Source organism: Bradyrhizobium manausense (genome assembly GCF_001440035.1).
In the GTDB taxonomy this organism is placed as follows: Bacteria; Pseudomonadota; Alphaproteobacteria; order Rhizobiales; family Xanthobacteraceae; genus Bradyrhizobium; species Bradyrhizobium manausense.
The window spans coordinates 283,789-306,709 of record NZ_LJYG01000112.1; the positions used below are offsets into that span (position 1 = coordinate 283,789).

Below are 22,921 nucleotides of genomic sequence, written 5' to 3' on the forward strand. Positions count from 1 at the left end.
TTCCCATCAGTAGCGCGCCGAGATCACGAAATAGGCGGCGCGTCCGGGTGCTTCCAGCACGAAGGGCGCGGCGCTCTGGTACAGCGCGTCGTAGTAGCGCTTGTCGAAGATGTTGTTGACGAACAGCTTCAGACGCCAGTTCTTGTTGATCTTGGCTTCCGCGAACGCATCAAAGCGCCAGTAGCTCGGAATCGACGTGCCCTGGTTGGCCGCGAGCAAAGTGCCGCCATAGATCTTGGAGCGGTATACCGCCTGGCCGCCGAGCTCCCAGGTGTCGTTGAGCTGGTACTTCGAGAGCAGGCTGAACGACTCGTGCGCGATGTTGGCGAGCGGACGCCCGACATTGGAGACGTAGAGTGTCGTATTGGCCGGCGGGGCCAGGGACTTCGTCACCTCCGACTGCATCAGCACGAGGCCGCCGAACACGCTCCATTTGTCCGTGATCTTGCCACCCACCCCGAGATCGATGCCGCGGACGCGATAGGCAGCGCCCGCCGTGATGCACGACACGGTCTTTGCCGGAGCCACGGGAGCGAAGGTACAGCCAAGCGCCGCCGCCGCCGCAGTGCTGCCGACGTTCTGCGCCTCGCGCGCGTTTTCCTTGGTCGTCTCGAACAGCGCGGCAGTCAGCAGCAGGTGGCGATCGAACAACTCCCATTTGGTGCCGAGCTCTATGGCCTTGTTCTTTTCGGGCCCGAAGATCTGGTTGTTGCCACCGGCCAGATTTGGATTGATGCCGCCATAGGCGGTGCTGGTGCCGTCGAACTCCGAGCCCACGGGATTCGCCGAGGTCGCATAGGCGGCATAAACGCTGCCGTTGGGCAGCGGCTTCAGCGTGAGGCCGAGGTTGTAATCCGGAACCAGGAATTGCGCGGACTGCTGCCCGAAAGCACCCGCCGCCGTGAAAGCCGATGTCTTGATGCTGTAATCGTCATAGCGGAAACCGCCGTTGAGGATGAGGACATCGCGATAATTCGCGCTGTCCATGACGTAGCCGCTGATGGTTTCAATCCCAATCTTGGTCGGCCTGCCGGTCAGGCCCCCCGGTATCGGGAACGGATTGTCGGTGGCCTGCGGATAAAACACGCTGACGCCGGACGTTGATCCCGAGCCGGTGAAAGGCGTCGTCCCGGTCGTGATCTCCGAGCCAAGCCCGGTGTAAGTGTCGATCGACGATCGCTCGTTGTCGTATTCGATGCCTGCAAACAACGTGTGCCTGAAGCCGGCATGATCGTCGAACTTGTACGTCGCCTCGGTCTGGTTGGCGAACACGTCGGTGGCCTGGTAGCGGCTCTGAGGGTTGGCGCTCACAGTATAGGCCGTGAACGGAGCGCCCGCGGCCAGCGTCGGCGATTCCGGCAGTGTGCCGATGTAGTTCTGCGTCGAGTGCGATTCCCGGATCTTGTTGGTGAGCAGCAGATCGGGCGTGACCTGAACTTCCGCATTGATCGTGCCGATATCCTGGCCGGTCCGGTAGAAATCGCGATTGACGAAGCCGTAGAAATTATTCCGGTTGACCCCGAAGTCCGGGAAAGGCCCGCCTGATGTCGACGACGTGCTCGGCCGATAATACGGCACGCCGAAATCGGGAATGCCCGTCAGCTCGGTGTGAATGTAATTGCCGGTGATCTTGATGGCGTCGGTCGGCTTCCAGGTCGTGGCGACGAAGGCGCCATCGCGATTGTCCTTGACGCGATCCCGCCCCGCAACGTCGGCATCCTGAAACAGGCCACCGGCGCGAACGGCGAGCGACGGGTTGATCACCTGGTTGACGTCGAGCGTGACACGCTTGGTCTGGTCGGTGCCAAACGTCGTGTCCATGTTGTAGAAGCTCTTCTCGGTCACGGCCTGCTTGGTGACGATGTTGATGGCGCCACCCGCCGTGCCGCGGCCCGCGAAGGACGACGCGGGACCGCGCAGGATCTCGACCTGCTCGGTGAAGAAGTTCTCGCGCACGCTGACGCCGGCATCGCGCACGCCGTCGATGAAGACGTCGTTGCGGGCGTCAAAGCCGCGGATGAAGAAGCGATCGCCGAAAGCATTGCCGCCCTCGCCGGTGCCGAGCGTCACGCCGGCCGTGCTCAGGATCGCCTGCTTCAGCGTGGTGGCGCCCTTGTCGTCGAGGACTTCCTTGCTCAGCACCGTGATCGACTTCGGCGTATCGACCAGCTTCTCCGGAAACTTGCCGCCGGCCTGGACGTGATCGACTTTGTAGGGCGCAGCCGGATCTGCATAGGGATTGCTATCAGGCGACGGTGCGGCCGCATCGACGACCGGGGCCACTGCAGCCTGCTGACGTTGTTGTGCCGCACGCCGCAGCGCGTTGCGGGCGCGGACCTGATCGGGCGTCGGTTTCGCGGTGGTGGAGCGCGGCCGCTCCTTGGGTGCGTCGACGTTGACCGGCGGCAGACTTGTCTGCTGCGCTTGTGCTGCGCCCGATACCGACGCGACTGCGATCAGGCCTGCAACGGTGGAAGCAGTCTTGCCAGCCGCACCATCGAAATTGCCGACCAAAGCTTGCCGTGCCGCGGTCGAACGCAACGACCGCGGAGCCCTCGCCATACCCATCCTTACGCCCCATTCCAATTGCTGCAGTGTGTCGCGCCGTGACAGGGCGACGCACTGGTCGTATCGAGCGGGGCAATGAGGGTCAACGCAGTGACGGCATGAGCAACGTTGAATCCATCCAGATCAAAACGATTCTAAATTTGAGTTTGAAACCGTTCTAAGCTCGAGCTTGTAAGCGTTCTAAACTGAAGCCGATGTTTGTCCTTGCGATGCGCGGTTCGTGCATCGCGCTTTTGCGTCAAAGCACGGGACGCCTGTCGCAGCAGGTATTGTCGCGCGACACGTTGATGCAGCGGGACATAGCGACACTCGTCTTCGCGCATCATCTTGCGCGGCCGTCAGTCGCTGCTCGGGGGCTTCATCAGCGAGAACAATTCATCGACGGTGCGCTGCGCGGTTGCACGCACGCGATCTGTGTTGTCCATGCCCACGATCTTGACGCCGCCAACGACGGCTTTGATCTCGTCGCGGAAGTCGGTGAGAAAGCGCAAGGGATCGCGCTGCTCATTGGCTACGCGCGCGATCAACCCCGTAATCAGAATCTGGCACGCGATCAGCTTGCCGTTCAATTCGTCCATTCCGCACTCCTGACGTGGCGGCGCCGATATGAACGATGCTGGTTTTGGTGACAACCGAAACGCGACCGGGGCGGTTTAGAACCGTTCTCGCGAAGGCAAATGCGCCCGTACCAACACAGCGCGTTCGCTGGCGTCCTCCATCGCAACGTCACGACGCCTGCGAGTATTCTCTGTCTCTTGCACGCTCCTCGCTCGTCACAAGAGAATGCAGCACTGCACACCGGCGCGTCACCCGGTTGCCTACGGGGTGCAAAGCTTTCCAATTGTTTAGGATTCTCAACTGATAGTGCTGTTTACACTGGAACTTGGCGTGTAATATACAAGCCTTGCTGGAACCCTTTGATTGCCCCGCCATTCGTTGTTTTGGGCATACAAGCCGATACACTCACAATGAAAAAGTCACGGCCGATCCTGTGGATTGTCATCATCGCAGCTGTGGCCGGTGGCGGCTATTACGGCTGGCAGCGATATCAGGCCGCGGAGGCCGGGAAAGCCCAGACTGCACAGAAGGGTGCGCCGCGCGCGCCCGCCGTGCCCGTCAGCATCGCGCCGGTCCAGAAGAGCGACTTCCCGGTTTACCTGACCGGTCTTGGCACCGTTCAGGGCTTCAACACCGTACAAGTCCGGACCCGGGTGGATGGCCAGATCGACAAGATCGCCTTCACCGAAGGCCAGATCGTCAAGCAGGGCGAGTTGCTGGTCTCGATCGATCCCCGCCCCTATCAAGCCACGCTCGACCAGGCCAAGGCCAAGAAGGCGCAGGACGAGGCTAGCCTGGCCAATGCCAATCTCGAGCTGCAGCGCGCGATGAAGCTCGGCGAATTCGCGACCGCACAGCGCGTCGATACCCAGCGCTCGACCGTCGCCCAGCTCACCGCCCAGATCGCCGCCGACGAAGCCGCCATCGCCAACGCCCAGACCCAGCTCGACTACACCCAGATCACGGCACCGATCACGGGCGTCGCCGGCCTGCGCCAGGTCGACATCGGCAACATCGTCAACGCCTCGAACCAGACCGGTGTCGTCACCATCGCTCAGGTCGAACCGATCACCGTGATCTTCACCGCGCCGGAGGACCAGCTGCCCTATATCAGCGAGGGCCAGAAAGCCGGCGAGCTCAGGGTGATCGCGTTCACCACCGACGGCAAGAAGACGCTGGCCGAAGGCAAGCTTGCCGTCATCAACAACCAGGTTGATACGACCAGCGGGACGATCAGGCTGAAGGCGGTGTTCGACAACAAGGAGCACACGCTGTGGCCGGGACAATCGGTGTCGACGCGACTGCTGGTGCGGACGCTGAAAGACGCGACCATCGTTCCCGATGACGCGGTCCAGCATTCGACCAACGGCCTCTACGCCTATACCGTCAGCCAGGACAACAAGGCCGAGGTTCGCAAGATCAAGGTCGCCTATTCCATCGACGGACGCTCGGTCATCGAGGAAGGCTTGAGCCCCGGCCAGCAGGTGATCACCGGCGGCCAGTACAAGGTTCAGCCCGGCAGTCTGGTCTCGACGACTGTCGCGAGTTCGGATCCGGTCCAGAAAAACAAGGTTCAGCAGGAATGACCGAAGGCGGGATTTCGGCACCTTTCATCCGTTATCCCATCGGCACATCGCTGCTGATGGCCGGCATTCTTTTTGTCGGCCTCGTCGCCTATCCGCTGCTGCCGGTGGCGCCGCTGCCGCAGGTGGACTTCCCGACCATCCAGGTCACGGCCAATTTGCCGGGCGGCAGCCCGGAGACGATGGCCTCGTCGGTCGCCCAGCCGCTGGAGCGCCAGTTCGCCCAGATTCCCGGCATCGCGCAGATGACCTCGACGAGCTATCTGGGCACCGCCTCGATCACCATTCAGTTTGACCTCAACCGCAGCATCGACGGTGCAGCGAACGACGTGCAGGGCGCCATCAACGCCGCCAGCGGCCAATTGCCGAAGAACCTGCCCTCGCCGCCGACCTACCGCAAGGTAAACCCGGCCGACTCCCCGATCCTGCTGCTGTCGGCGACATCAGACACACTGCCCCTGACCACCGTCAGCGATTCGATCGACGCCCAGCTCGCCCAGCAGATCAGCCAGATCTCCGGCGTGGCACAGGTCTTCATCGGCGGCCAGCAGAAACCCTCGATCCGCATCCAGGTCGATCCGGCGAAGCTGGTCGCCAAGGGCCTATCGATGGAGGACGTGCGTAGCCAGATCGCGATCACCACGGTCGACAGCCCGAAGGGCAATATCGACGGCGAGAAGCGCGCCTACACGATCTACGCCAACGATCAGCTCACCCAGTCCAAGGACTGGAACGACGTCATCATCGCATACCGCAACGGCGGCCCGCTGCGCATCCGCGACATCGGGCAGGCGGTCAGCGGCGCCGAGGATGCCAAGCAGGCGGCCTGGGCCAATGGCAAGCGCGGCGTATTCCTGGTCGTGTTCAAGCAGCCGGGCGCCAACGTCATCGAGACCGTCGACCGGATCAAGGCGACCCTGCCCCGCCTCGTCGCAGCCATCCCGCCCGCGATCAAGATCGAGCTCATCAGCGACCGCACCACCACCATTCGTGCCGCGGTCGAGGACGTGCAGTTCACGCTGCTGCTGACCATCGCCCTCGTGGTCATGGTCATCTTCGTGTTCCTGCGCAGCTTCTGGGCGACGGTGATTCCCACCATCACGGTTCCGCTGGCGCTGCTGGGTGCCTGCGCCCTGATGTGGGTGTTCGGCTATTCGCTCGACAATCTGTCGCTGATGGCGCTCACGATCGCGGTCGGCTTCGTGGTCGACGACGCCATCGTGATGCTGGAGAACATCACGCGTTACATCGAAGAAGGCGAAAAGCCGCTCGCGGCCGCCTTCAGAGGCTCCAAGGAGATCGGCTTCACCATCGTCTCGATCTCCATCTCGCTGGTCGCCGTGCTGATCCCACTGCTCCTGATGGGCGGCATCATCGGACGCCTGTTCCGCGAATTCGCGGTCGTGCTGGCGATGACGATCTTCGTGTCGATGTTCGTGTCGCTGACCCTGACGCCGATGATGGCCTCGCGCTTTCTGCGTGCCCATGGCGAAGTGAGCCACGGCAAATTCTACAAATGGAGCGAGGGCGCCTTCGACGCGATGCTGCGCGGCTACGAATGGGGGCTCGACCATGCCCTGGCCTGGCGGCGCACCACCCTCGTGGTCTTCTTCGCCACGCTTGGGCTGTCGATCTATCTCTTCGTCCTGATCCCGAAAGGCTTCTTCCCGCAGCAGGACGTCGGTCTGATAACGGCGACCTCGGAAGCTTCCCAGGACATTTCCTTCAAGGAGATGGTCAAGCGCCAGGAGCAGCTTGGCAAGATCATCCTCGCTGATCCCGACGTCGCAAGTGTTGCGATGTCGATCGGCGGCAGTGGCCGTGCCGGCAACAACGGCAACCTGTTCATCACGCTGAAGCCTCGCGACCAGCGTGTGGCGTCGGCCCAGGAAATCATCGCGCGGTTACGCCCAAAATTCGACAAGGTCGAGGGCGCCCGCCTGTACATGCAGGCAGCCCAGGACGTCCGTCTCGGCGGCCGTCCGACCCGTACCCAGTTCGAGTTCACATTGCAGGACGCCGACCTCGGCGAGCTGAACGAATGGGCGCCGAAAATCCTCGCCAAGATGCAGACGCTGCCAGAGCTGCGCGACGTCGCCACCGACCAGCAGACCCAGGGCACCACGGTCCAGCTCAAGATCAACCGTGACACCGCCTCGCGCTACGGCATCCAGCCGCAGCTGATCGACGACACCCTCTATGATGCCTTCGGACAGCGGCAGGTCACGCAGTATTTCACACAGCTCAACACCTACAAGGTGATCCTGGAAATTCTGCCGGAGATGCAAGGCAACCTGGATTCGCTGAACAAGCTTTATCTGAAGTCGCCGCTGACAGGCGACCAGGTGCCGCTGTCGACCTTCGCGACCTGGACCACCGATCCGGTCCGTCCGCTCTCGATCAGCCACCAGGGCCAATTCCCGGCGATCACGATCAGCTTCAACCTTGCCCAGGGCGTTGCGCTCGGACAGGCCACCCAGGCCGTTCAGAAGGCGATGGCCGATCTCGGCGCGCCGGCGACGCTGAATTCGAGCTTCCAAGGCACCGCACAGGCGTTCCAGCAGTCGCTCGGCACCGTGCCGCTGCTGATCCTGGCCGCGCTCGTCGTGGTCTATCTGATCCTCGGCATCCTCTACGAGAGCTACATCCACCCGATCACGATTCTGTCGACCCTGCCCTCGGCCGGCGTCGGGGCGCTCATGATCCTCATGGCGGCTGGCTTCGACTTCAGCCTGATCGCCTTGATCGGAATCATCCTGCTGATCGGTATCGTGAAGAAGAACGGCATCATGATGGTCGACTTCGCCATCGCCGCCGAGCGCGATGAGCACAAGACGCCGGAGGAATCGATCCGGCAGGCCGCGCTGCTGCGCTTCCGCCCGATCATGATGACGACGATGGCAGCATTGCTGGGCGGCGTGCCGCTGATGCTCGGCCACGGCACCGGCGCCGAGATCCGCCAGCCGCTCGGCTACGCCATGGTCGGCGGCCTCATCGTCAGCCAAGCGCTGACGCTGTTCACCACACCGGTGGTCTATCTCTATCTCGACAAATTCTCCAACCTGTTCAAGGGCGGCTCGGCCGACGAGGATGGGCTCGCGACGTCGGAGCACGGCACCGTCAAGGAAGCCGCCGAGTAAGCTTGCGTCGCGACATCCGCGACGCTACAGCCAAGCCTCGGTTCACGCCAACGCGGTCACGCCATGCCCACGCAATCCAGACTTGTCGCCCTTGCCGCCGCTGTTCTGTTGTCGATGGGCGCTGCGTCTGCCCAGCAGGGCAGCAAGAAGAACGCGGCTTCCCCTGCCCCCGCCGCCCAGCCGACGCCTGCACCAACCCAACCGCAGGCCGAGAGCACGCCGCCTCAGCCCGGCTGGATCGCGCGCTGCACCAGCGCGAGCCGCGACGCCCCGCTCGAATGCGCGATCGAGCAGAACGCAGTGCTGACCAAGACCGGCCAGACCATCGTCTTGATCAACATCCGCGTCGCGCCCGACACCCGCACGCCGGTTGCGCTGCTGCAGCTGCCGCTCGGCCTCAATCTCCCGCTCGGCGCCAAGCTTCAGGTCGACGAAGGCAAGACGATCGATCTGCAGATCCAGACCTGCGAGAACCGCGGCTGCTATGCCTCGACGCCGATCGCGCCCGACCTGCTCGCGAGCCTTCGCTCGGGCAAGCAGCTGAAGGTCTCCTTTCAGAACATGGCCAAGGAGACGATCGCGATCCCGATGCCGTTGAACGACTTCGCCGCGGCCTACGACAAGATCAAGTAATTCGCGCGGCCAGCTCTGATCAGGGTTGCGGAAGCTGGATGGACGCCATGTAGTCGCGGATCGACCGATCAGGGATCGACTTGCGCGCAATCAGGTGATGAATACAGTTCGCAGCAAGGTCGAATGAGCGGTAGCAATGATGAGCGATCATTGCCAGATGCTTGAGTTGCTCGACCGTCATGTCAGCCGGCCGCATGAAGTTTCGCACATAGACGATATCGGCCTCCAGCAGCTGGTTCATCGCCGCGTAGGGATTGGATGGGTCGCTCAAAGGCGCGATCATACGCCGGTTGACGGCCGTAAAGGCGTGAGGAACGAACCCCTGCCTGCGCAATTCGCCATCGATATCGCCGAATGTCGGCTGCTCCTTGTAAAGGCAAAGAAACGAGACCTCCGTTTGAATGGCGACGGCCTGCTTCAGCTTCTGCCGCCCGCTTCCGAAGACAGCCAGCTCGGAGCCCTGAACGTCGATTTTCAGGAAATCCAGATCCCGGATCTCGGCGATATCGTCGAGCCGGCGGGTCTGGACCGGATGTTCGCTGACCACGGTGCCCCATTCGGAAAATTTCGCAAAATGCGACAGCACATTCTGATCAGGAAGTAGCAGGCTCGTCATTCCCGGGATTCGGCACAGACGCAGCTTTGCCTTGTGCCCATTCCCAACGACATAATGATAGTAGCTCTCGAGGTCGCTCTTGCGGGCATTGAGCTCTGCAAGCGCTTCGTCCTGCGGTTCAAAGCCAACGACGGTGCAAAGTCTTCGTTGCAGCATCGCCTTGTAGGGCGGATCGCCATCGATCGGATTGGCCCCGATATCAACGACCGAGGTCAGCCGTGCCGGCCGGATGAGATCATGTAAAAAGTCCGGTTCGTTATCAGTCATTTCAGGACAAGCCCATGGAAGGAATGACATGAGGCTTCAGGCCAAGGGCGACCTCATGATGAGATTTAGACGGCAAACGAGGCCGGCGCTTCTCCGGCGCAATGCCGACGCCACATTTCATTGAAGGCCTTTTCGATGTGCCGCGTCATGCGGGCCGTATCGAACAGCGGCCAAGTGGTCCGCTGCGACGCCAGCTTGCTCTTAAGCACGGTTCGAAGTTCGGAATCATGCGCGATTCGAAGCGCCAAGCTCTCATAGTCGTTCAGCGATTGCGTCACCAGTTCGGGTAGGCCGACAGCGTTCAGGATGCTGGCTGCAACGCGTCCCGCAAAGGCGCTGCCGAGGCAGGTCACGACCGGCAAGCCAGCCCAAAGTGCATCACTGGCACCGGTGTGGGCATTGTAGGGCAATGTATCCAAGAACAGATCGGCGAGTTGGTGGCGCACCAGGTGCGCGTCTGCCGGCGCGTGTGGGGCGAACACGATCCTCTCTGCCGCGATGCCGCGCGCAACGGCCTCACGCTTCAGGTTCTCCCTGGCGATCGGATCGCCATCAAGCAGCCAGAGGACGCTGCCGGCGGTCTTGGCAAGCAGCCTCATCCAGACATCGAACAGCACCGGCGTGATCTTGGACGTTCTGTTGAACGCACAGTAGACGAATGCATCGTCCGGCAGTCCGACCTCGCTTCGGGCCGGTACACTTGCAAGCGATCGCCTCGCGTCGGTTGCCTGATAGCTGTCCGGAAGATAAATCACCTTCTCGGCGTAGTGCTTCTGCTCTGCTTCGGGCACGATGATTCGGTCGGCCATAACGTAGTCCACGTAGGATGCGCCCATCGTGCCGGGGTAGCCGAGATAGTTGACCTGGATGGGAGCCGCCCGGTGCGCCAGGATCCTCGGCCGCGCGCCGGCCGTGAAGCCTCCGAGATCGACGAGAACATCGATGTCGAGCCGGCGTATCAGCTCGACCACGCCCTCATCGGGAAGATGGCTGACGTCTTCGAAGCGCTCGAATGCTGCCTTCAGGCGGCCGCGCACCTCGCTCCGGTCGTCGGGCCCGTACGAAATGGCGCTGATCTCGAAACGCTCGCGGTCGTGCTCCTCGATGACCCCGACCATCAGATGACCAATGGCGTGATTGCGAAGATCGGCAGACATGTACCCGATCCGCAGCCGGGAAGCCGGTGACGGCGTTCTTGGTTTCGCCGCACCTCGTTCCGGCGCGACGTTGGCGACGAATGTCTTCGCACAGGCCAATTGGCGTGCGGGAGACGACGAGGCATGAAGGAACATGAAGGGATCGACCGCGACGCCGGATTCGACGGCCTCGTCCAGGCCGGCCTGTTCACGTTCGAAATCGCGCCAGTCGGCGCGCTTCCGCCTGGCGTCAACGAGCTTGCTCAACGCGAATGGGAAGGCCTTGTTCAGTGCGACAGTTCTTTCGAGCGCTCCAATCGCTTCGTCGTGTCGGCCCATTTGGCCAAGGACCTCAGACAAGACGAAATGGAGCTGTGGATTCGACGGTGCGAGCGCGACGGCACGTTGGTAGCTGTCATGCGCGTCGTCGAGCTGACCGAGCTGCTGAAACGCACTGCCCCGGTTTGCGAACGCCGCACTCGATGGCGCGATCGCAATGGCGCGATCGAATTCCGCGATGGCTCCGTGAAGCTCCTTCCGTGCAAGCAGGATCGCTCCGCGATTGAGATGCGCATCCGCAAAGTTCGGCGACAGGGCAATCGCTTTCGCAAGCCAGTCGAGCGCATCGTCTGTTTTGTCCAATGCACGCAGCACATTGGCATAGTTGAAAAGAACGTCGGGATTGCCGGCATCGACGCGGGCGGCCTTCTTGAGCAATGGCTCGGCGTCTGAGAAATTGCCACGCTGAGCATGCAACAGCCCCAGCATATGCAGCGCCACAGAATGCGTTTTGCTGCCCTTCAGGACGGTTGCATAGACCCGCTCTGCCTCCAACAGATTGCCCGAACGGTGCGCCGCAATTGCCTGGTCCAGAATAGCCGACGAATGGAGTGAGGAGGAGGCCGAAGCTTCCTTGTTGCGGCTCTGCTGCGACATGCGACTGGGGTTCCGGACTCCGATGACGGGTCTGTTTTCTGTTGAACTGGTGCAAAAAACTCTAGTTGCCTTTGCTGCAGAGAACAACGGCCGTGCCGTTGCGCTGCAAGGCATGAAATGACCGCGCGCGTGTCGATTTCGACCAATTCGTTTGGCCTTTCGATCCTTCGCGCGGCGAGGATGTTCAAAGTGACACGCAAAAAAATAGGCCCCCAGCGAAACCGCTGGGGGCCTTTGTTATCGGCTCAGGACTGAGCTTAGAAGTTACGCTGAGCGCGGAGGAGCAGGGCGACCGAGTCCTGGTCCTTCAGCTCATAGAGAGCTGCCGGCTTGGCAGCGGCCGCAAGGCCCGGGCTCGCGATGGTGCCCGAGTACTTCTGGTCAAGACGCGACCAGCTCACGTCCGCCGTGAAGGCCAGGTTCTTCACCGGGGTCCACACGGTGTTGACACCGATCACAGCGAAGTTGAAGTCCGGGTTGCAGTTGCCGGTGAGGCCGAGCAGCGTGACCATGTTCGCGCAGATCGCAGCCTTGCCGCCGGAACCGTACTGAATGGCGCCGTAGCCACCATAGATGGCGCTCGCCCAGTTCGGGCTCCAGTTGTGGGTGTAGCCACCGCGGAAGCCCCAGGACTTGACGGATTCGATGCCAGAGCCGGTGGTGTAGACACCATCAGCAATGCCGGCGAAGCCGAGGCCCTGATAGGCAATGCCGCTACCGCTGTACATGAAGAAGGTCTGCGGGAACAGGCTCTGGAAGTTGTAGCGGCTCGCACCGTCGGTGTAGACCGCCTGCAAGTTGATCGAGTCACCCGCGCCAGTCGGGATGTTCTTGATCGACAACGATCCCTGGACCGCCCAGCCCCACTTGTCGCCCGGGTGACCCGTGGGTTCCGTCGCGCCGTAGTAGGCAGCATGCATGTCATGCGCGGCAACCGAGATCTGGGCCAGACCCCAGGCCTGGTCGACACGGATCGCACCGGTGATGTCGGGCGAGCGCGTACCACCCCAGTTGTTGGCGCCGTACGCACCCGTGATGATGCCGGCCGCAGTCGCGCTCGACAGGTTCCACAGGTTCGACTGACCACCAGCCGAGGTCGTTTCGTCCTCGAGGGCGATCGAGCCGGTGATGCCCTGGCCGAAGTCAGCGGTATAGGCGACCTGGTTGATACCGGTCACGTGGTTGGAACCGCCCGGAAGGGTATCGGGACCGCCAGCCGGATAGCTCTGCCACGGAGCGTCGAAGATCGAGACCGTGCGGCCGAAGGTGAAGCCGGCGAACTGGATGAACGCATGGTACAGGCCGAGCGAGGCCGAAGTGTTAGGCGTACCATTGAGGGTCGACGGGTTGCTGTTGCTGACAGCTTGCGTATCCCAGGTGAAGACCATGTCGGCGAAGGTGCGAACCACGCCGTACTCGGTCGCCGTGCGCGTATCGACCGTGAGGTCCATACGAGCGCGCATGCCCCAGTAGTTCGTCAGACGGTTGTTCGAACCCTGGTTCGCGCCCTGACGGAAGCCATAGTCGCCGCCTTGGGCCCAGTAGTCAGCACGCACGTAGCCGCCGAACTTGATGCAGGTATCGGTGCCCGGCATGTAGTAGAAACCCGCACCGTACAGCGAGCAGATCTTCACGTATTCGACCGCCTTGGCCTTCACGGGGAGATCGGCTGCTTGAGCTCCGCCCACGGCGATCAGACCCGCCGCTGAGCCGAGCAAAAGGCTCTTAACCAACTTCATGTTAAACCTCCAAGTTGCTCTTCAGGGAAGGTCACTGACCCGAACGGCCAATTCCCCAACCCCCTTTAAATCACCGCTTTGGCCGCCTTCGCGTCTTCGGACACACCCGCATGAACGCGAGGGACTTAAGCGAAAGACCTAAACGGGACGACCTTGGGATGCCCCCCTCCGTCGCCCGATCACCATGATGGATGGCCGATGCACACGCAACATCCGAACGGGCCCAAACACCGCCGAACAATCCGAATCCGGGCAGGTGTTGCACAAAAATCACGCAGCATTTTTTGGACCAAGGCCGAATAATCAATTGATTTTACTTCATAAAATATCGATCACAGCTGCGTGACGCCCACGGTCCTGAATGGAACCCGTCGCTATGGGGGTTGGCAGGCGAACCCTGGAGACCACGCTTCCGGGCTTGAAAGGGTCGAATCGGGCCGCGCGGGATGAGCGCTCCGCACCACACGTCATCGCAGTAACGACGAAGACGTTCACGCGCTTTTTCAAATCATTACGTGTCGCGCGGACGCATTATTTCACGAGCCGTATTTGCGCGGCGGGTGAAGATCGCAGCTATGCGAATGCGAACGGCCATGGCGCTGGTCGTTCCCAACACGATGCGTTGCTGAACAGAGATTGTCGGACGAGGATGGTGACCGCGTTCGCGCTCGGCGGATCAATGGACGATCCCGGTCGGGAATCTGACGCTTGGCTGGGGAACCTGGATTCGAACCAAGACAAACAGAGTCAGAGTCTGTTGTGCTACCGTTACACCATTCCCCAACGGAATAGCCGAACAAATTCAACGTCTTACTGATTTGTCCGACTGTGGCCGGCAGCGCGGTTTGCGCAAATCGCGGCTCAGGCGTGCAGCCTTCTACCTGCTCAGCCATAGGCTGGCAAGCGCGGCTGTGCATCTGGGGGATCGCACGACGATTCGCACTTGCCGGATTGATCGAACGCGAGTTCGGCGGATTCGCCGCCGCCGCCGTCGCTCGCGCGCGGCGGCGACGGCTAGAACGCGATGAGATTAGGAGCAATCATCATCGCGCTTCAGGAAGCGCCGGCGGCAAGACGCTCGGCATAATCAATGGCCTCGATCAGGCTGTGCTCGTTGGCGATGCCCCTGCCGGCAATGTCGAAAGCGGTGCCGTGATCGACCGAGGTGCGGATGATCGGCAGGCCCAGCGTAATGTTGACGCCTGAGAGTTCCTGCCAGCGACCGGTCGTGGGATCGACTTGGAAGCCGAGCAGTTTTACGGGAATGTGCCCCTGGTCGTGATACATCGCGACCGCTGCATCGAACTGGCCGGCGCGCAGCTTGACGAAGATGGTGTCGCCCGGCACGGGGCCGACGACGTCCAGACCATCGGCGACGGCTTTGGCGATCGTCGGCGCGGAAATGTCGATATCCTGCCGGCCGAAAAGACCGCCCTCGCCGGCATGCGGATTGAGCGCGGCGATCGCGATCTTGGGCTTTGCAATGCCGAGCCGGCGCAGCGCGTCATTGGTGAGATCAATCACCATGCGCAGTCGCTCCGGGGTCAGACGCTTCGGCACGTCCTCCAGCGCCACATGGGTCGAGACATGGCTGACGCGCATGTTGCCATGGGCGAGCAACATCACCGAGCCGCGCACGCCGGTGAGATGCGCCAGCATCTCGGTATGGCCCGGGAAGTGGTAGCCGGCCTTGTTGAGCGCTTCCTTGTTCAGGGGCGCCGTGACGATCGCCGCGGTGCGGCCGGACTGCGTCAGCCGGACGCCCTGCTCGATCGCCTTATAGGCAAAGCGGCCGCCATCGGCACTGAGCACGCCCGGCTTGATCGGATCGCCTTCGGCGTCGGCTTGCAGGTAGCATAGATTGGGCCAGTCGCGATCGTCGGCGGTGACTTCCGGGATCGCAACGTTGGCACCGAGCGCAGCCTTCGCGCCATCCAGCGCCGCGCCGCTGCCGATGATGAGCAGGCGGAGATCGCCTCTGGCAATCCGTTCTTTCAATCCGACGCAGGCCTTGACGATGATCTCCGGCCCGATTCCGGCGGGATCGCCCATGGTGACGGCGAGGTGACGAGAGGTCATGTCGGACTCTCCAAGTTGAGCAAATGATTGTCCCGCAGCAGATCGCGCCACAACTCGCGCGCGCCGAATGCGCCGGATTTCGAGATGACATCGACGCCGGCCCAGCGGCCACCCTGCAGCGTCGAGCGGGGCAGGCCGGGCACGATGCGACCCGTAACCTGAAGCGCATGCGCACCGAGCGCAACGCATACGACCTTCAACGTCTCGCCGCCGGCAACGATCAGGGTTCCCGGCGGATCGAGGGCGGCGGTGAGCGCCGTCAATTCGCGAGCGATCCGTTGCGCGGCCTCGGCGCGCGACAGGTCATCGGGAAGCGCGAATTTCACAAAGGCCACGCCGCCGTCTTCGAGTTTGCGCTGAACGCGCATGCTGCTTTCACTTTGGGCCAACGAAATTGTCGCCTCACCGCACGCTGCAAGCTGTGCTGCGGTTGCGGCTTGATCCGAGCCGAACAATCCGAGCACGGGCCTCTTAAGCTCAGGCGAAGCATCGGCGCGATGACTGCGCGCAAGCGCACCGGCCAAACCGCCGCTGCCGCACCAGAGCACAGGTCCCGGCAGGCGTCGCCCCATCTCGGCGACGCGGTCGAGATCGAGGTCGCTCTCAGCGTCGAAGACCTGAACACCGCCCTGTGACAGCGTGTCGGAACAACCCCGCTGCGCCGCGATGCCCTCCTGCCTTAGCTGGTCCAGCAGATTGTCGCCAACGCGATGCCAGTCGCCCTGCACGGTAAGCGCATATTGCTGGCCATCGACTGTGCGGCGTCCCTGATAGTCGAAAGCAGGTGCGACCACGCAAGACGCCCAATGGCCGGTGTTCAGGCAAGCGCCGAGTTCGGCCGCCCACGCACCACGAAGCAGGCTGTCGACTTTCTTGTAGGCGATATCGCCGTCCTGAAGCAGCGGCGCCAGCCGAGTGACGATCTCGACACTCTCGGTCTTCGAACGCTCGCGAGTGCCGCTGTCAATGGCCAGGCTCCGCGAGACTGACGCAGCGAACGCCTCCGACCAGATCACGTCGAACGGCCCGCACAGGCCGACGAACTCCGCCGCGGTGTCGAGCGCGCCGGTCAGATCGTCGGCCAGCATACGGGCGCGCGTCATCGCCATGCCTTGTCGTTAGCCTCTAAGCGGCTTTCGCGAATGCTGCGGCACTCGCGAGCAATTCTTTCACTTGAGCAGCCGGCAAGGTCTCAAGCGGCGGCCGCAGCCGCTGCCAGCCGGCGTGACCTGTGCGCTCGGCCATCAGCGCCTTCAGCGACGGCATCTGCGCGAAGCGCGAGACCAGCTCGCGCGCCTTGACGATGCGCGCCTGCGCTGCAGCGAGGCTTGCATCGCCGTCGCTGTCGCGGAAATGCTTGAAGACATAGGCAAGGTCGCGGGCGACGAGGTTCGAGGTCGCGGTGATGCAGCCCGCGCCGCCCTTGCGCAGCAGCGGCAGCAGCAGCGGGTCGGCGCCCGTCAGCACCGCAAAGCCCGGGAAACGCTCGACCATCGCGGTCATGTTGGCGAAGTCGCCCGAGGAATCCTTGATGCCGACGATGGTCGACGGATAGTCCTTGCGCAGCCGCTCGATCAGCGCATGCGAGATCGGCTGCATCGACATCTGCGGGATGTGATAGAGCACGATCCTGAGCCTGGGATTGGCGATGCGCTGGATGATCTCGCTGTAGGCGGCATAGACGCCGTCGTCGCTGACGTTCTTGTAATAGAACGGCGGCAGCATCACCACGGTCTCGACGCCGACCGACAGCGCGTGGCGCGTCAACGCAACAGTCTCGGTGAAGGCCGCGACGCCGGTGCCCGGCAGCAACTGGTTGGGCTTGATGCCGCCAGCGATCACGGCCTGCAACAATGCGGTCCGCTCGGAGACCGAGAAGGAGTTCGCCTCCCCCGTCGTGCCGAGCATCGCGATGGCGTCGCAGCCTTCTTCCAGCAGATAGCGGCAATGCGCGATGAAGCGCGCGTGATCAGGCGCGAGCTCGGCGTCGAGCGGCGTCAGCGCGGCGGAGAAAACGCCATGCGGATGCAAGGACTGTGAGTGCACGGAGTTGGGTTGCAGCGATGATGTCGACAAAGCTTCCTCCGATCGTTGGATCGACGTTGCTCGAAATGCGAACATCCGTGATCTGATCCGTTGGTAAGAGCCGGCCGCCGCGGCGTCAACGGCCGCGGCCGTCATGGCAGGGCATTCGGGCACGGCCAAGGTCGAGAACAAGGCGGCGAAGCGCTCATCGTCACCGTGGACGTGATGCGTACGACATGCCGACCCTTCCGCGAGCAGGCGCCGCTGCAGCTGATGCGGCTGCCGGGCCCGGTGCAGGATCTCGCCATCGGGCCGGAACTATTGCGATGATCGCGGGATGCGGTCCTGGCGGCCGCTATTCCGGGACGAGCGTCGCAAGCCCGGCTTCGATGATGCTGATTTCCTCGCTGACCTGCGCGATGGCCTGCTTCGGGTCGACACCGGTCACGGTCACCAATTGCCGCAGGAGGTCCTGGCGATGCGTCAAAATACCTTCGAGCGCACGGCGATCGTTCAGCCTCACATAGCCCTCGACGATCAGTTCAACGGAACGCGACATCAATACTCTCAATACAACCTGATTTCTGATCTCGCGAAAATACCGCGCTGGCGCGCAGCTGCGGGAATGAAGTCGCGTCAACCTTGACAGGTAAGATTAACGACCGTGCAACGCACTGCCTAAACAGTGATACGATCCAGATCAGCGGCGATCCTGACGCTCGGGAAGATCCTTGCAGCTTCGGCCAGGATCTCGTCGTCCCCATAACGACCCGACAGATGGGTCAGAACGAGCTGCCGGACGTTGTTGGCAGCCGCGAACCGCGCCGCCTCTGCTGCCGTGAGGTGGCCGTAATCTCGCGCCGTCGCAGCATCCTTGTGCAGGAACGTCGCCTCGATCACGAGCAGATCGGCAGCCGCGACCTGCGTCGAAAGACCCTCGGTGGTCTCGGTGTCGCCGATCACGACCAGCTTCTTGCCGCCGCTTGGCGGCCCCAGAACATCCTCCGGGTCAATCGTCCGGCCGCCTTCAACGACGATCGGCCGACCTGCGGCCAGCTCACCGCGCATGGGTCCATCGGGCACACCAAGTGCTGAGAGACGATCAGACAACAGATGACGGCGCGCCGGACTCTGGAATGAGAAGCCAAAACTGTCGGTGTCGCGATGGCGGACCGGAAAGCAGTCGATGCTGAAGTCGCCTGCGTTGATGACCTGCCCTTCCGACAGGGGCACAAACTCCAGTGCTATCGGCGCCCTTCCCGCGCCCCACAGGCCTGCAAGCATGCGGATCACGATATCGAGCGTTGCGGGCCCGCCATGGATGGTCATCACGTCGGAAGTCTGCCGAAGCCCCATCGTCGAGAAGAGACCGGGGATGCCCAGCACGTGATCGAGATGTCCATGCGTGAGAAGAATGCGATCGAGCCGCCGAAAGCCGGCGCCACTTCGCAGCAACTGGCGCTGCGTTCCCTCCCCGCAATCGATCAGCATGCGCGTGCCCGCGGCCTCGAGCAGGAGCGCCGGATGATTGCGTTCAGCAGACGGAACGCTTGCGGAGGTGCCAAGGAATGTCAGGGCGAACATGGTGGTCAGTTGTCCAGCGGATCGGCCGAGGCCCGCCCCCAGACGGCCTCACCGTCCCCAATGCCACGTGAGCAGCAGTGCGTATAGCCCCATTGATGCGGCATAGAGTGCAGCAAGCAGTGCGTAGCCCGCAATCTGACGGCCAAACGCGGCCTTCGGCGCGATCCACCAATCGAGCGACTTGAACGCAGTAGGCACGAGCCACCAGCCGAGCAGCTGAGTGCTGACGAGATTGCCGACGAAGAGCGACAGCCAGATCGGCACCCCATGGCTGTCGATCAGCGGATGGCTGATGAAAGTGCCCCAGAGATAGACCACGGGATAGAGCACCAAGAGGACGATGAGGTTGCTCTTCCAGATCAGGTTCAAACTTTGCTCGGGGGCCTGGGCCTTGCCGGCCGGGAACCAGAAATTGAAGCCGTAGCTTGCCCTCTTCACGCTCATGCCGGCGTTGAAGCGCGCACCCTCTTTCAGCAGCGTCTGCCGCAAGGGCGAGTCCAGCCAGGCGCTGAGGTTCGCATCGCTGTCGAACGACAGGATGATGATCCACTCATCGTGCAGGCCCGGAATCGGCCGCTCGATCTTGTGGCGGAGGAATCCCTTGAACTCGGCTTCTGCGGCCTGAATGCGCTGCTGCCATTTGAGGAAGGCGTCCTCCAACCCAGCTGGCACCTTGAAGGAAATGACGGCGGAGACGGCGCTGTCGCGCTCGACGCCGGTATCGGGCAGGATATGGACATCCTCCGAACCGACGAAGTAGCGCTGCACCTCCGCGATCAGCTTCGCCCGCACCTCGCTCTGAAGCCAGGCGCGCGCCGCGGCCGGGCTCGCAAAACGCACGATCGTCACCCAGTCGACATGCGCCGGCGGCTGTGGCGGAACCACCTCCTGGCCGAGAAAGCCGGGCCATGCCTTGAGCACCTCGCCCACCTCGCCGTTCCATCGGGCGAAGGCGGCAAAGCCATCGTCGGCGATCCGGCGCTGGATGACGAGTGCGACCGCCTGACCGGCCTTGTCGGGTGATCCGTTCATCGCGTCCGTTTCAGCTCTTCTTGTAGAGACGCTTGCCCATCACCCAGGTCTCGTCGACGCAGCGATCGTCACCGACCATCATGACGGCGAACAGCATGCTCGCGGCCTCGTCCATCGTGCGCGGACCGGCGCCGTCGGCGATCAGCGACTGGTGCCAGGCTTGCGCGATTTGCCCGCCGTTGGGATCGAGTGCGACGAAATCGGCCTCCTTGCCCGGCTCGAAATTGCCGAGCCTGTCGTCGATATAGAGACCTTCCGCCCCGCCGAGCGTGATCGACCAGAAGCCACGATAGGGCGAGAGCTTGTTGCGCTCGGCTTCGGCAAGATCCTTTCGCGCCGGATCAATGCTGCCATCGAGCAGCGTGTTGTTGCACATACCGACCTTGTAGGCGTCATCTAACACGGAGATCATCGAGAAGCGGTTGCCGCCGCCGACGTCGGTGCCGAACGACATTTTCACGCGATGCTCCGGATCGGTGGCGCGGCCGAGGCGGAACAGGCCGCTGCCGAGAAACAGGTTCGAGCACGGGCAGAACACTACCGCCGCCCCCTTCTTCGACATGCGGCGGAACTCGTTGTTCGAGAGGTAGACGCCGTGGCCGCCGGAGAATTTTGGGCCGACCAGATCGAACTTCTCGTAGACGCCGAGATAGTCCTGGCAGTCCGGATGCTCGACCAGCACCCCAGTGCACTCGGCCGGGTTCTCGGAGATGTGGGTATTGACCCAGCAGTCGGGATGCTCGTGCTTGAGGCGCTGGCACGCCTTCAGCAGCTCCGGCGAGGCGCCGAAAGCAAAGCGCGGCGTGATGGCATAGAGGTTGCGGCCCTTGTTGTGGTACTGGGCGATCAGCCGCTTGCTGTCGCGATAGAAATTCTCGGGAGTATCGATGAAATCGGCGGGTGCGTTGCGATCGATCCCGGTGAGGCCGGCGATAACGCGCATGTTGCGGCGAGCCGCTTCCTCGAACAGCTCTTCGGTCGAGACCGGCGAGGAGCTGGTGAAGGCCTGGCAGGTGGTGGTGCCGGACGCCAGCAGCGCGTCGAGGAAACGCTTCACGCCCTCGCGCGCGTAGTTGCGATCGCGGTACTTGAGCTCTTCCGGATAGACCCACTTCTGCAGCCAGGGCAGCAGCTGCTCGCCATAGGCGCCTAACACGCGGGTCTGCGGCAAATGGATATGACCGTCGATGAAGCCGGGGACGATGATGCGGTCCTTGATGTCGGTGATCTCGACGCCCGGATGCGCGGCCGCGATCTTCTCGTAGGGCCCGAACGCCTTGATGATGCCGTCGGTGACGACCATGAGGCCGTCCTGATGGAAGCGCGCTGCGGCCTGCTCGTTGCCGACGTGCTTCCAGGGATCGTCGACGAAGTCGAAGAACGTGCCGCGAATACCCACTGTGGTCATGACGTGATTCCTTCTTGTGTCTGGGTGGCCTGGCGCGCCGCGGGCAACGAGATCGCGAGCAGCACGCCAGCGATGGCGCAGAGGCCGAGATAGAGCAGTCCGATCGGCGCCTGTGTCTCTTCGGGCAACACCGCCGCGATCGCCATGGCGCCGCTGACGGCGAGATAGCAAAGCGCGCTGATGAGGCCGCCGATCAGGCCATGGTCCCGCTCGAACAGGCCGAGCCCCATGCCGTACATCATCGGGCACAGCACGCCGCAGCCGCCGAGCACCAGCGCGCCGCCCAGTGTGATCGACACGAAGTCGAGGCCGAGCGTCATGCCTGTTCCGGTCAGGACGCCGGCGCCGGCAACAAACAGCGCGAAGGCGCCGAAGCCGAGCAGCCGGGCCGGCAAAAGCTGCGCGAAATGCGCGCAGCCGAGTTCGCCGGCGAGATTGACGCCGCCAAGGCCGAGCGCGACGAGGCCGTAGATGGCCGCGGAGTAACCGAGCCCTGTCTGATAGAAGAACGGCGCGACGACGCCGAACGCCAACTGCGCGCTGGCGGCCGCAGCGAAGACCAGCACGAAGGCGAGGAAGCCCGGACGCAGCAGCGCATCGCGCAGGATGCCCGCGGTGCGGCGCGGATCGAATGGCGCCCGTCGTTCGGCTGGCAGCGTCTCGGGCAGGAGGAACACGACGATCATGGCGACGGTGCTTGCGGCGATGGCGATGACGATGAAGACACCGCGCCAGGATGTGAGGTCGACGATGAAGCCGCCGGCCGCCGGCGCAAGCACGGGTGCGAGCCCCCAGGCGGCGCCAAGCAGACCGGAGATCGCGGTCAGCTCACGGCCGCGATAGCAGTCGGCGGCAACCGCATAGGCGACCACGAGGCAGGTGCAGCCGCCGATGCCTTGCAGGAAACGCAAGCCCAGCAGCAGCGAGGCGCTGGTGGCCATGGCACAGGCGACGCTCATGGCGATGAGCATCGAAAGACCCGCGAGCAGGACGTTGCGACGCCCGAGCGTATCGGAGGCAATGCCGACAGGCACCAGCGCGAGGCTCATGCCGAGCATATAAGCGGTGACGGTGTTCTGCATCGACGCGGAGTCGGTCGCCAGATCCACCACCATCTGCGGCAGGCCCGGCGTATAGGCATCGAGCGGAATCTGGCTGAACGGCACGACGCACAGCAGGATCGGCACGATCCCCCGCTTGGCGCGACCGGCGTCCGAAGCAAGTGCAGTCATGAACAACGCCCCCACAGTGCCCGCGGGCACCGTCTTTCGTGCGCGCAATGAGACGCGACGATGCGGGTTGCGGGTCTTGACGCGCGGGACCGTGTCACAACTTTATGTAGAAATTCTTAGAGGTCCGGTTTCGATGCGCGCAGCCGTTGTTCGGGCGCCTTGCGGCGTGAGGACGCCCGGTCGAAAACGCGAAAACAACCCCATGCACAGTACAAATCATTGGCGAATTTCGCGTCTCGCGCCGCGCGCCGCGCTGACGCCGGGAGGCTTGACACGTCGGGCAAAACAGGCGCGCGATGGCATAATCTCCAGTCGCGAATCCGCAATCGCTCCGAACCATTAACTGTTCGGAAGCCATCGCCGTTGCGAACGCGGCGCGCCCCGG

The 22,921-nt window shown here is 62.9% G+C and carries 16 protein-coding genes and 1 tRNA gene; 3 read left to right on the plus strand and 14 right to left on the minus strand.

Features of this window, described 5'->3' with window-relative positions; all coding sequences use genetic code 11:
* Window positions 1-6: 6 nt before the first annotated feature.
* Together AOQ71_RS37915 and AOQ71_RS37920 are read right to left on the minus strand one after the other, a co-directional pair.
* Window positions 7-2,568: a TonB-dependent receptor gene (locus AOQ71_RS37915; protein ID WP_057758234.1), complete on the minus strand. Its 2,562-nt coding sequence runs from the start codon at window positions 2,566-2,568 to the stop codon at window positions 7-9.
* Between the two features lie 338 nt (window positions 2,569-2,906).
* Window positions 2,907-3,146, minus strand: a complete 240-nt coding sequence (locus AOQ71_RS37920) for a hypothetical protein (RefSeq protein ID WP_057758236.1) — start codon at window positions 3,144-3,146, stop codon at window positions 2,907-2,909.
* A 390-nt stretch (window positions 3,147-3,536) separates the two neighbouring features.
* Between AOQ71_RS37920 and AOQ71_RS37925 the strand changes: the two genes are divergently transcribed.
* The 3 genes from AOQ71_RS37925 to AOQ71_RS37935 all read left to right on the plus strand — a co-directional run bounded on the left by AOQ71_RS37925 (window position 3,537) and on the right by AOQ71_RS37935 (window position 8,482).
* Window positions 3,537-4,712: an efflux RND transporter periplasmic adaptor subunit gene (locus AOQ71_RS37925; protein ID WP_057758238.1), complete on the plus strand. Its 1,176-nt coding sequence runs from the start codon at window positions 3,537-3,539 to the stop codon at window positions 4,710-4,712.
* The gene (locus AOQ71_RS37930; RefSeq protein ID WP_057758240.1) at window positions 4,709-7,849 is read left to right on the plus strand and encodes a multidrug efflux RND transporter permease subunit; all 3,141 of its coding nucleotides are present in this window, start codon (window positions 4,709-4,711) and stop codon (window positions 7,847-7,849) included. Before AOQ71_RS37925 ends, AOQ71_RS37930 begins: the two co-directional genes overlap by 4 nt.
* 63 nt (window positions 7,850-7,912) lie before the next feature.
* Window positions 7,913-8,482: an invasion associated locus B family protein gene (locus tag AOQ71_RS37935; protein ID WP_057758242.1), complete on the plus strand. Its 570-nt coding sequence runs from the start codon at window positions 7,913-7,915 to the stop codon at window positions 8,480-8,482.
* Window positions 8,483-8,501: 19 nt separating this feature from the next.
* Here AOQ71_RS37935 and AOQ71_RS37940 read toward each other — a convergent pair whose 3' ends face one another.
* From AOQ71_RS37940 to AOQ71_RS38000, 12 genes are all read right to left on the minus strand, one after another.
* Window positions 8,502-9,365 (minus strand): FkbM family methyltransferase, encoded by an 864-nt coding sequence (locus AOQ71_RS37940; protein WP_057758244.1) that lies wholly within the window; start codon window positions 9,363-9,365, stop codon window positions 8,502-8,504.
* Window positions 9,366-9,430: 65 nt separating this feature from the next.
* On the minus strand, window positions 9,431-11,437 hold the full coding sequence (locus tag AOQ71_RS37945) for an O-linked N-acetylglucosamine transferase, SPINDLY family protein (RefSeq protein WP_057758246.1): 2,007 nt from the start codon (window positions 11,435-11,437) through the stop codon (window positions 9,431-9,433).
* A gap of 257 nt (window positions 11,438-11,694) precedes the next feature.
* Window positions 11,695-13,176, minus strand: a complete 1,482-nt coding sequence (locus tag AOQ71_RS37950) for a porin (protein ID WP_057758248.1) — start codon at window positions 13,174-13,176, stop codon at window positions 11,695-11,697.
* A gap of 709 nt (window positions 13,177-13,885) precedes the next feature.
* Window positions 13,886-13,959 (minus strand) — tRNA-Gln (locus AOQ71_RS37955).
* A 270-nt stretch (window positions 13,960-14,229) separates the two neighbouring features.
* Window positions 14,230-15,255: a 4-hydroxythreonine-4-phosphate dehydrogenase PdxA gene (gene pdxA / locus AOQ71_RS37960; protein WP_057758250.1), complete on the minus strand. Its 1,026-nt coding sequence runs from the start codon at window positions 15,253-15,255 to the stop codon at window positions 14,230-14,232.
* The gene (locus tag AOQ71_RS37965) at window positions 15,252-16,358 is read right to left on the minus strand and encodes a four-carbon acid sugar kinase family protein (RefSeq protein ID WP_057759042.1); all 1,107 of its coding nucleotides are present in this window, start codon (window positions 16,356-16,358) and stop codon (window positions 15,252-15,254) included. Before AOQ71_RS37965 ends, pdxA begins: the two co-directional genes overlap by 4 nt.
* 22 nt (window positions 16,359-16,380) lie before the next feature.
* The gene (locus AOQ71_RS37970; protein ID WP_057759045.1) at window positions 16,381-17,301 is read right to left on the minus strand and encodes a dihydrodipicolinate synthase family protein; all 921 of its coding nucleotides are present in this window, start codon (window positions 17,299-17,301) and stop codon (window positions 16,381-16,383) included.
* Window positions 17,302-17,635: 334 nt separating this feature from the next.
* Window positions 17,636-17,839: a hypothetical protein gene (locus AOQ71_RS37980; RefSeq protein WP_057758254.1), complete on the minus strand. Its 204-nt coding sequence runs from the start codon at window positions 17,837-17,839 to the stop codon at window positions 17,636-17,638.
* Window positions 17,840-17,958: 119 nt separating this feature from the next.
* The gene (rnz, locus tag AOQ71_RS37985) at window positions 17,959-18,864 is read right to left on the minus strand and encodes a ribonuclease Z (RefSeq protein WP_057758256.1); all 906 of its coding nucleotides are present in this window, start codon (window positions 18,862-18,864) and stop codon (window positions 17,959-17,961) included.
* A 48-nt stretch (window positions 18,865-18,912) separates the two neighbouring features.
* Entirely contained in the window at window positions 18,913-19,896 is a 984-nt protein-coding gene (locus AOQ71_RS37990) for an antibiotic biosynthesis monooxygenase (protein WP_057758258.1), read from the minus strand.
* A 10-nt stretch (window positions 19,897-19,906) separates the two neighbouring features.
* Complete coding sequence (gene guaD / locus AOQ71_RS37995; RefSeq protein ID WP_057758260.1) at window positions 19,907-21,304, minus strand: guanine deaminase; 1,398 nt, start codon at window positions 21,302-21,304, stop codon at window positions 19,907-19,909.
* On the minus strand, window positions 21,301-22,536 hold the full coding sequence (locus tag AOQ71_RS38000; protein ID WP_057759047.1) for a multidrug effflux MFS transporter: 1,236 nt from the start codon (window positions 22,534-22,536) through the stop codon (window positions 21,301-21,303). Before AOQ71_RS38000 ends, guaD begins: the two co-directional genes overlap by 4 nt.
* Window positions 22,537-22,921: the final 385 nt, after the last annotated feature.

What these genes read in the sequence shown, in the direction of transcription:
- AOQ71_RS37915 (WP_057758234.1), bottom strand. Translation starts at nt 2,568, where the DNA reads ATGGGTATGGCGAGGGCTCCGCGGTCGTTGCGTTCGACCGCGGCACGG.
- AOQ71_RS37920 (WP_057758236.1), bottom strand. Translation starts at nt 3,146, where the DNA reads ATGGACGAATTGAACGGCAAGCTGATCGCGTGCCAGATTCTGATTACG.
- AOQ71_RS37925 (WP_057758238.1), top strand. Translation starts at nt 3,537, where the DNA reads ATGAAAAAGTCACGGCCGATCCTGTGGATTGTCATCATCGCAGCTGTG.
- AOQ71_RS37930 (WP_057758240.1), top strand. Translation starts at nt 4,709, where the DNA reads ATGACCGAAGGCGGGATTTCGGCACCTTTCATCCGTTATCCCATCGGC.
- AOQ71_RS37935 (WP_057758242.1), top strand. Translation starts at nt 7,913, where the DNA reads ATGCCCACGCAATCCAGACTTGTCGCCCTTGCCGCCGCTGTTCTGTTG.
- AOQ71_RS37940 (WP_057758244.1), bottom strand. Translation starts at nt 9,365, where the DNA reads ATGACTGATAACGAACCGGACTTTTTACATGATCTCATCCGGCCGGCA.
- AOQ71_RS37945 (WP_057758246.1), bottom strand. Translation starts at nt 11,437, where the DNA reads ATGTCGCAGCAGAGCCGCAACAAGGAAGCTTCGGCCTCCTCCTCACTC.
- AOQ71_RS37950 (WP_057758248.1), bottom strand. Translation starts at nt 13,176, where the DNA reads ATGAAGTTGGTTAAGAGCCTTTTGCTCGGCTCAGCGGCGGGTCTGATC.
- pdxA (WP_057758250.1), bottom strand. Translation starts at nt 15,255, where the DNA reads ATGACCTCTCGTCACCTCGCCGTCACCATGGGCGATCCCGCCGGAATC.
- AOQ71_RS37965 (WP_057759042.1), bottom strand. Translation starts at nt 16,358, where the DNA reads ATGACGCGCGCCCGTATGCTGGCCGACGATCTGACCGGCGCGCTCGAC.
- AOQ71_RS37980 (WP_057758254.1), bottom strand. Translation starts at nt 17,839, where the DNA reads ATGTCGCGTTCCGTTGAACTGATCGTCGAGGGCTATGTGAGGCTGAAC.
- rnz (WP_057758256.1), bottom strand. Translation starts at nt 18,864, where the DNA reads ATGTTCGCCCTGACATTCCTTGGCACCTCCGCAAGCGTTCCGTCTGCT.
- AOQ71_RS37990 (WP_057758258.1), bottom strand. Translation starts at nt 19,896, where the DNA reads ATGAACGGATCACCCGACAAGGCCGGTCAGGCGGTCGCACTCGTCATC.
- guaD (WP_057758260.1), bottom strand. Translation starts at nt 21,304, where the DNA reads ATGACCACAGTGGGTATTCGCGGCACGTTCTTCGACTTCGTCGACGAT.
- AOQ71_RS38000 (WP_057759047.1), bottom strand. Translation starts at nt 22,536, where the DNA reads ATGACTGCACTTGCTTCGGACGCCGGTCGCGCCAAGCGGGGGATCGTG.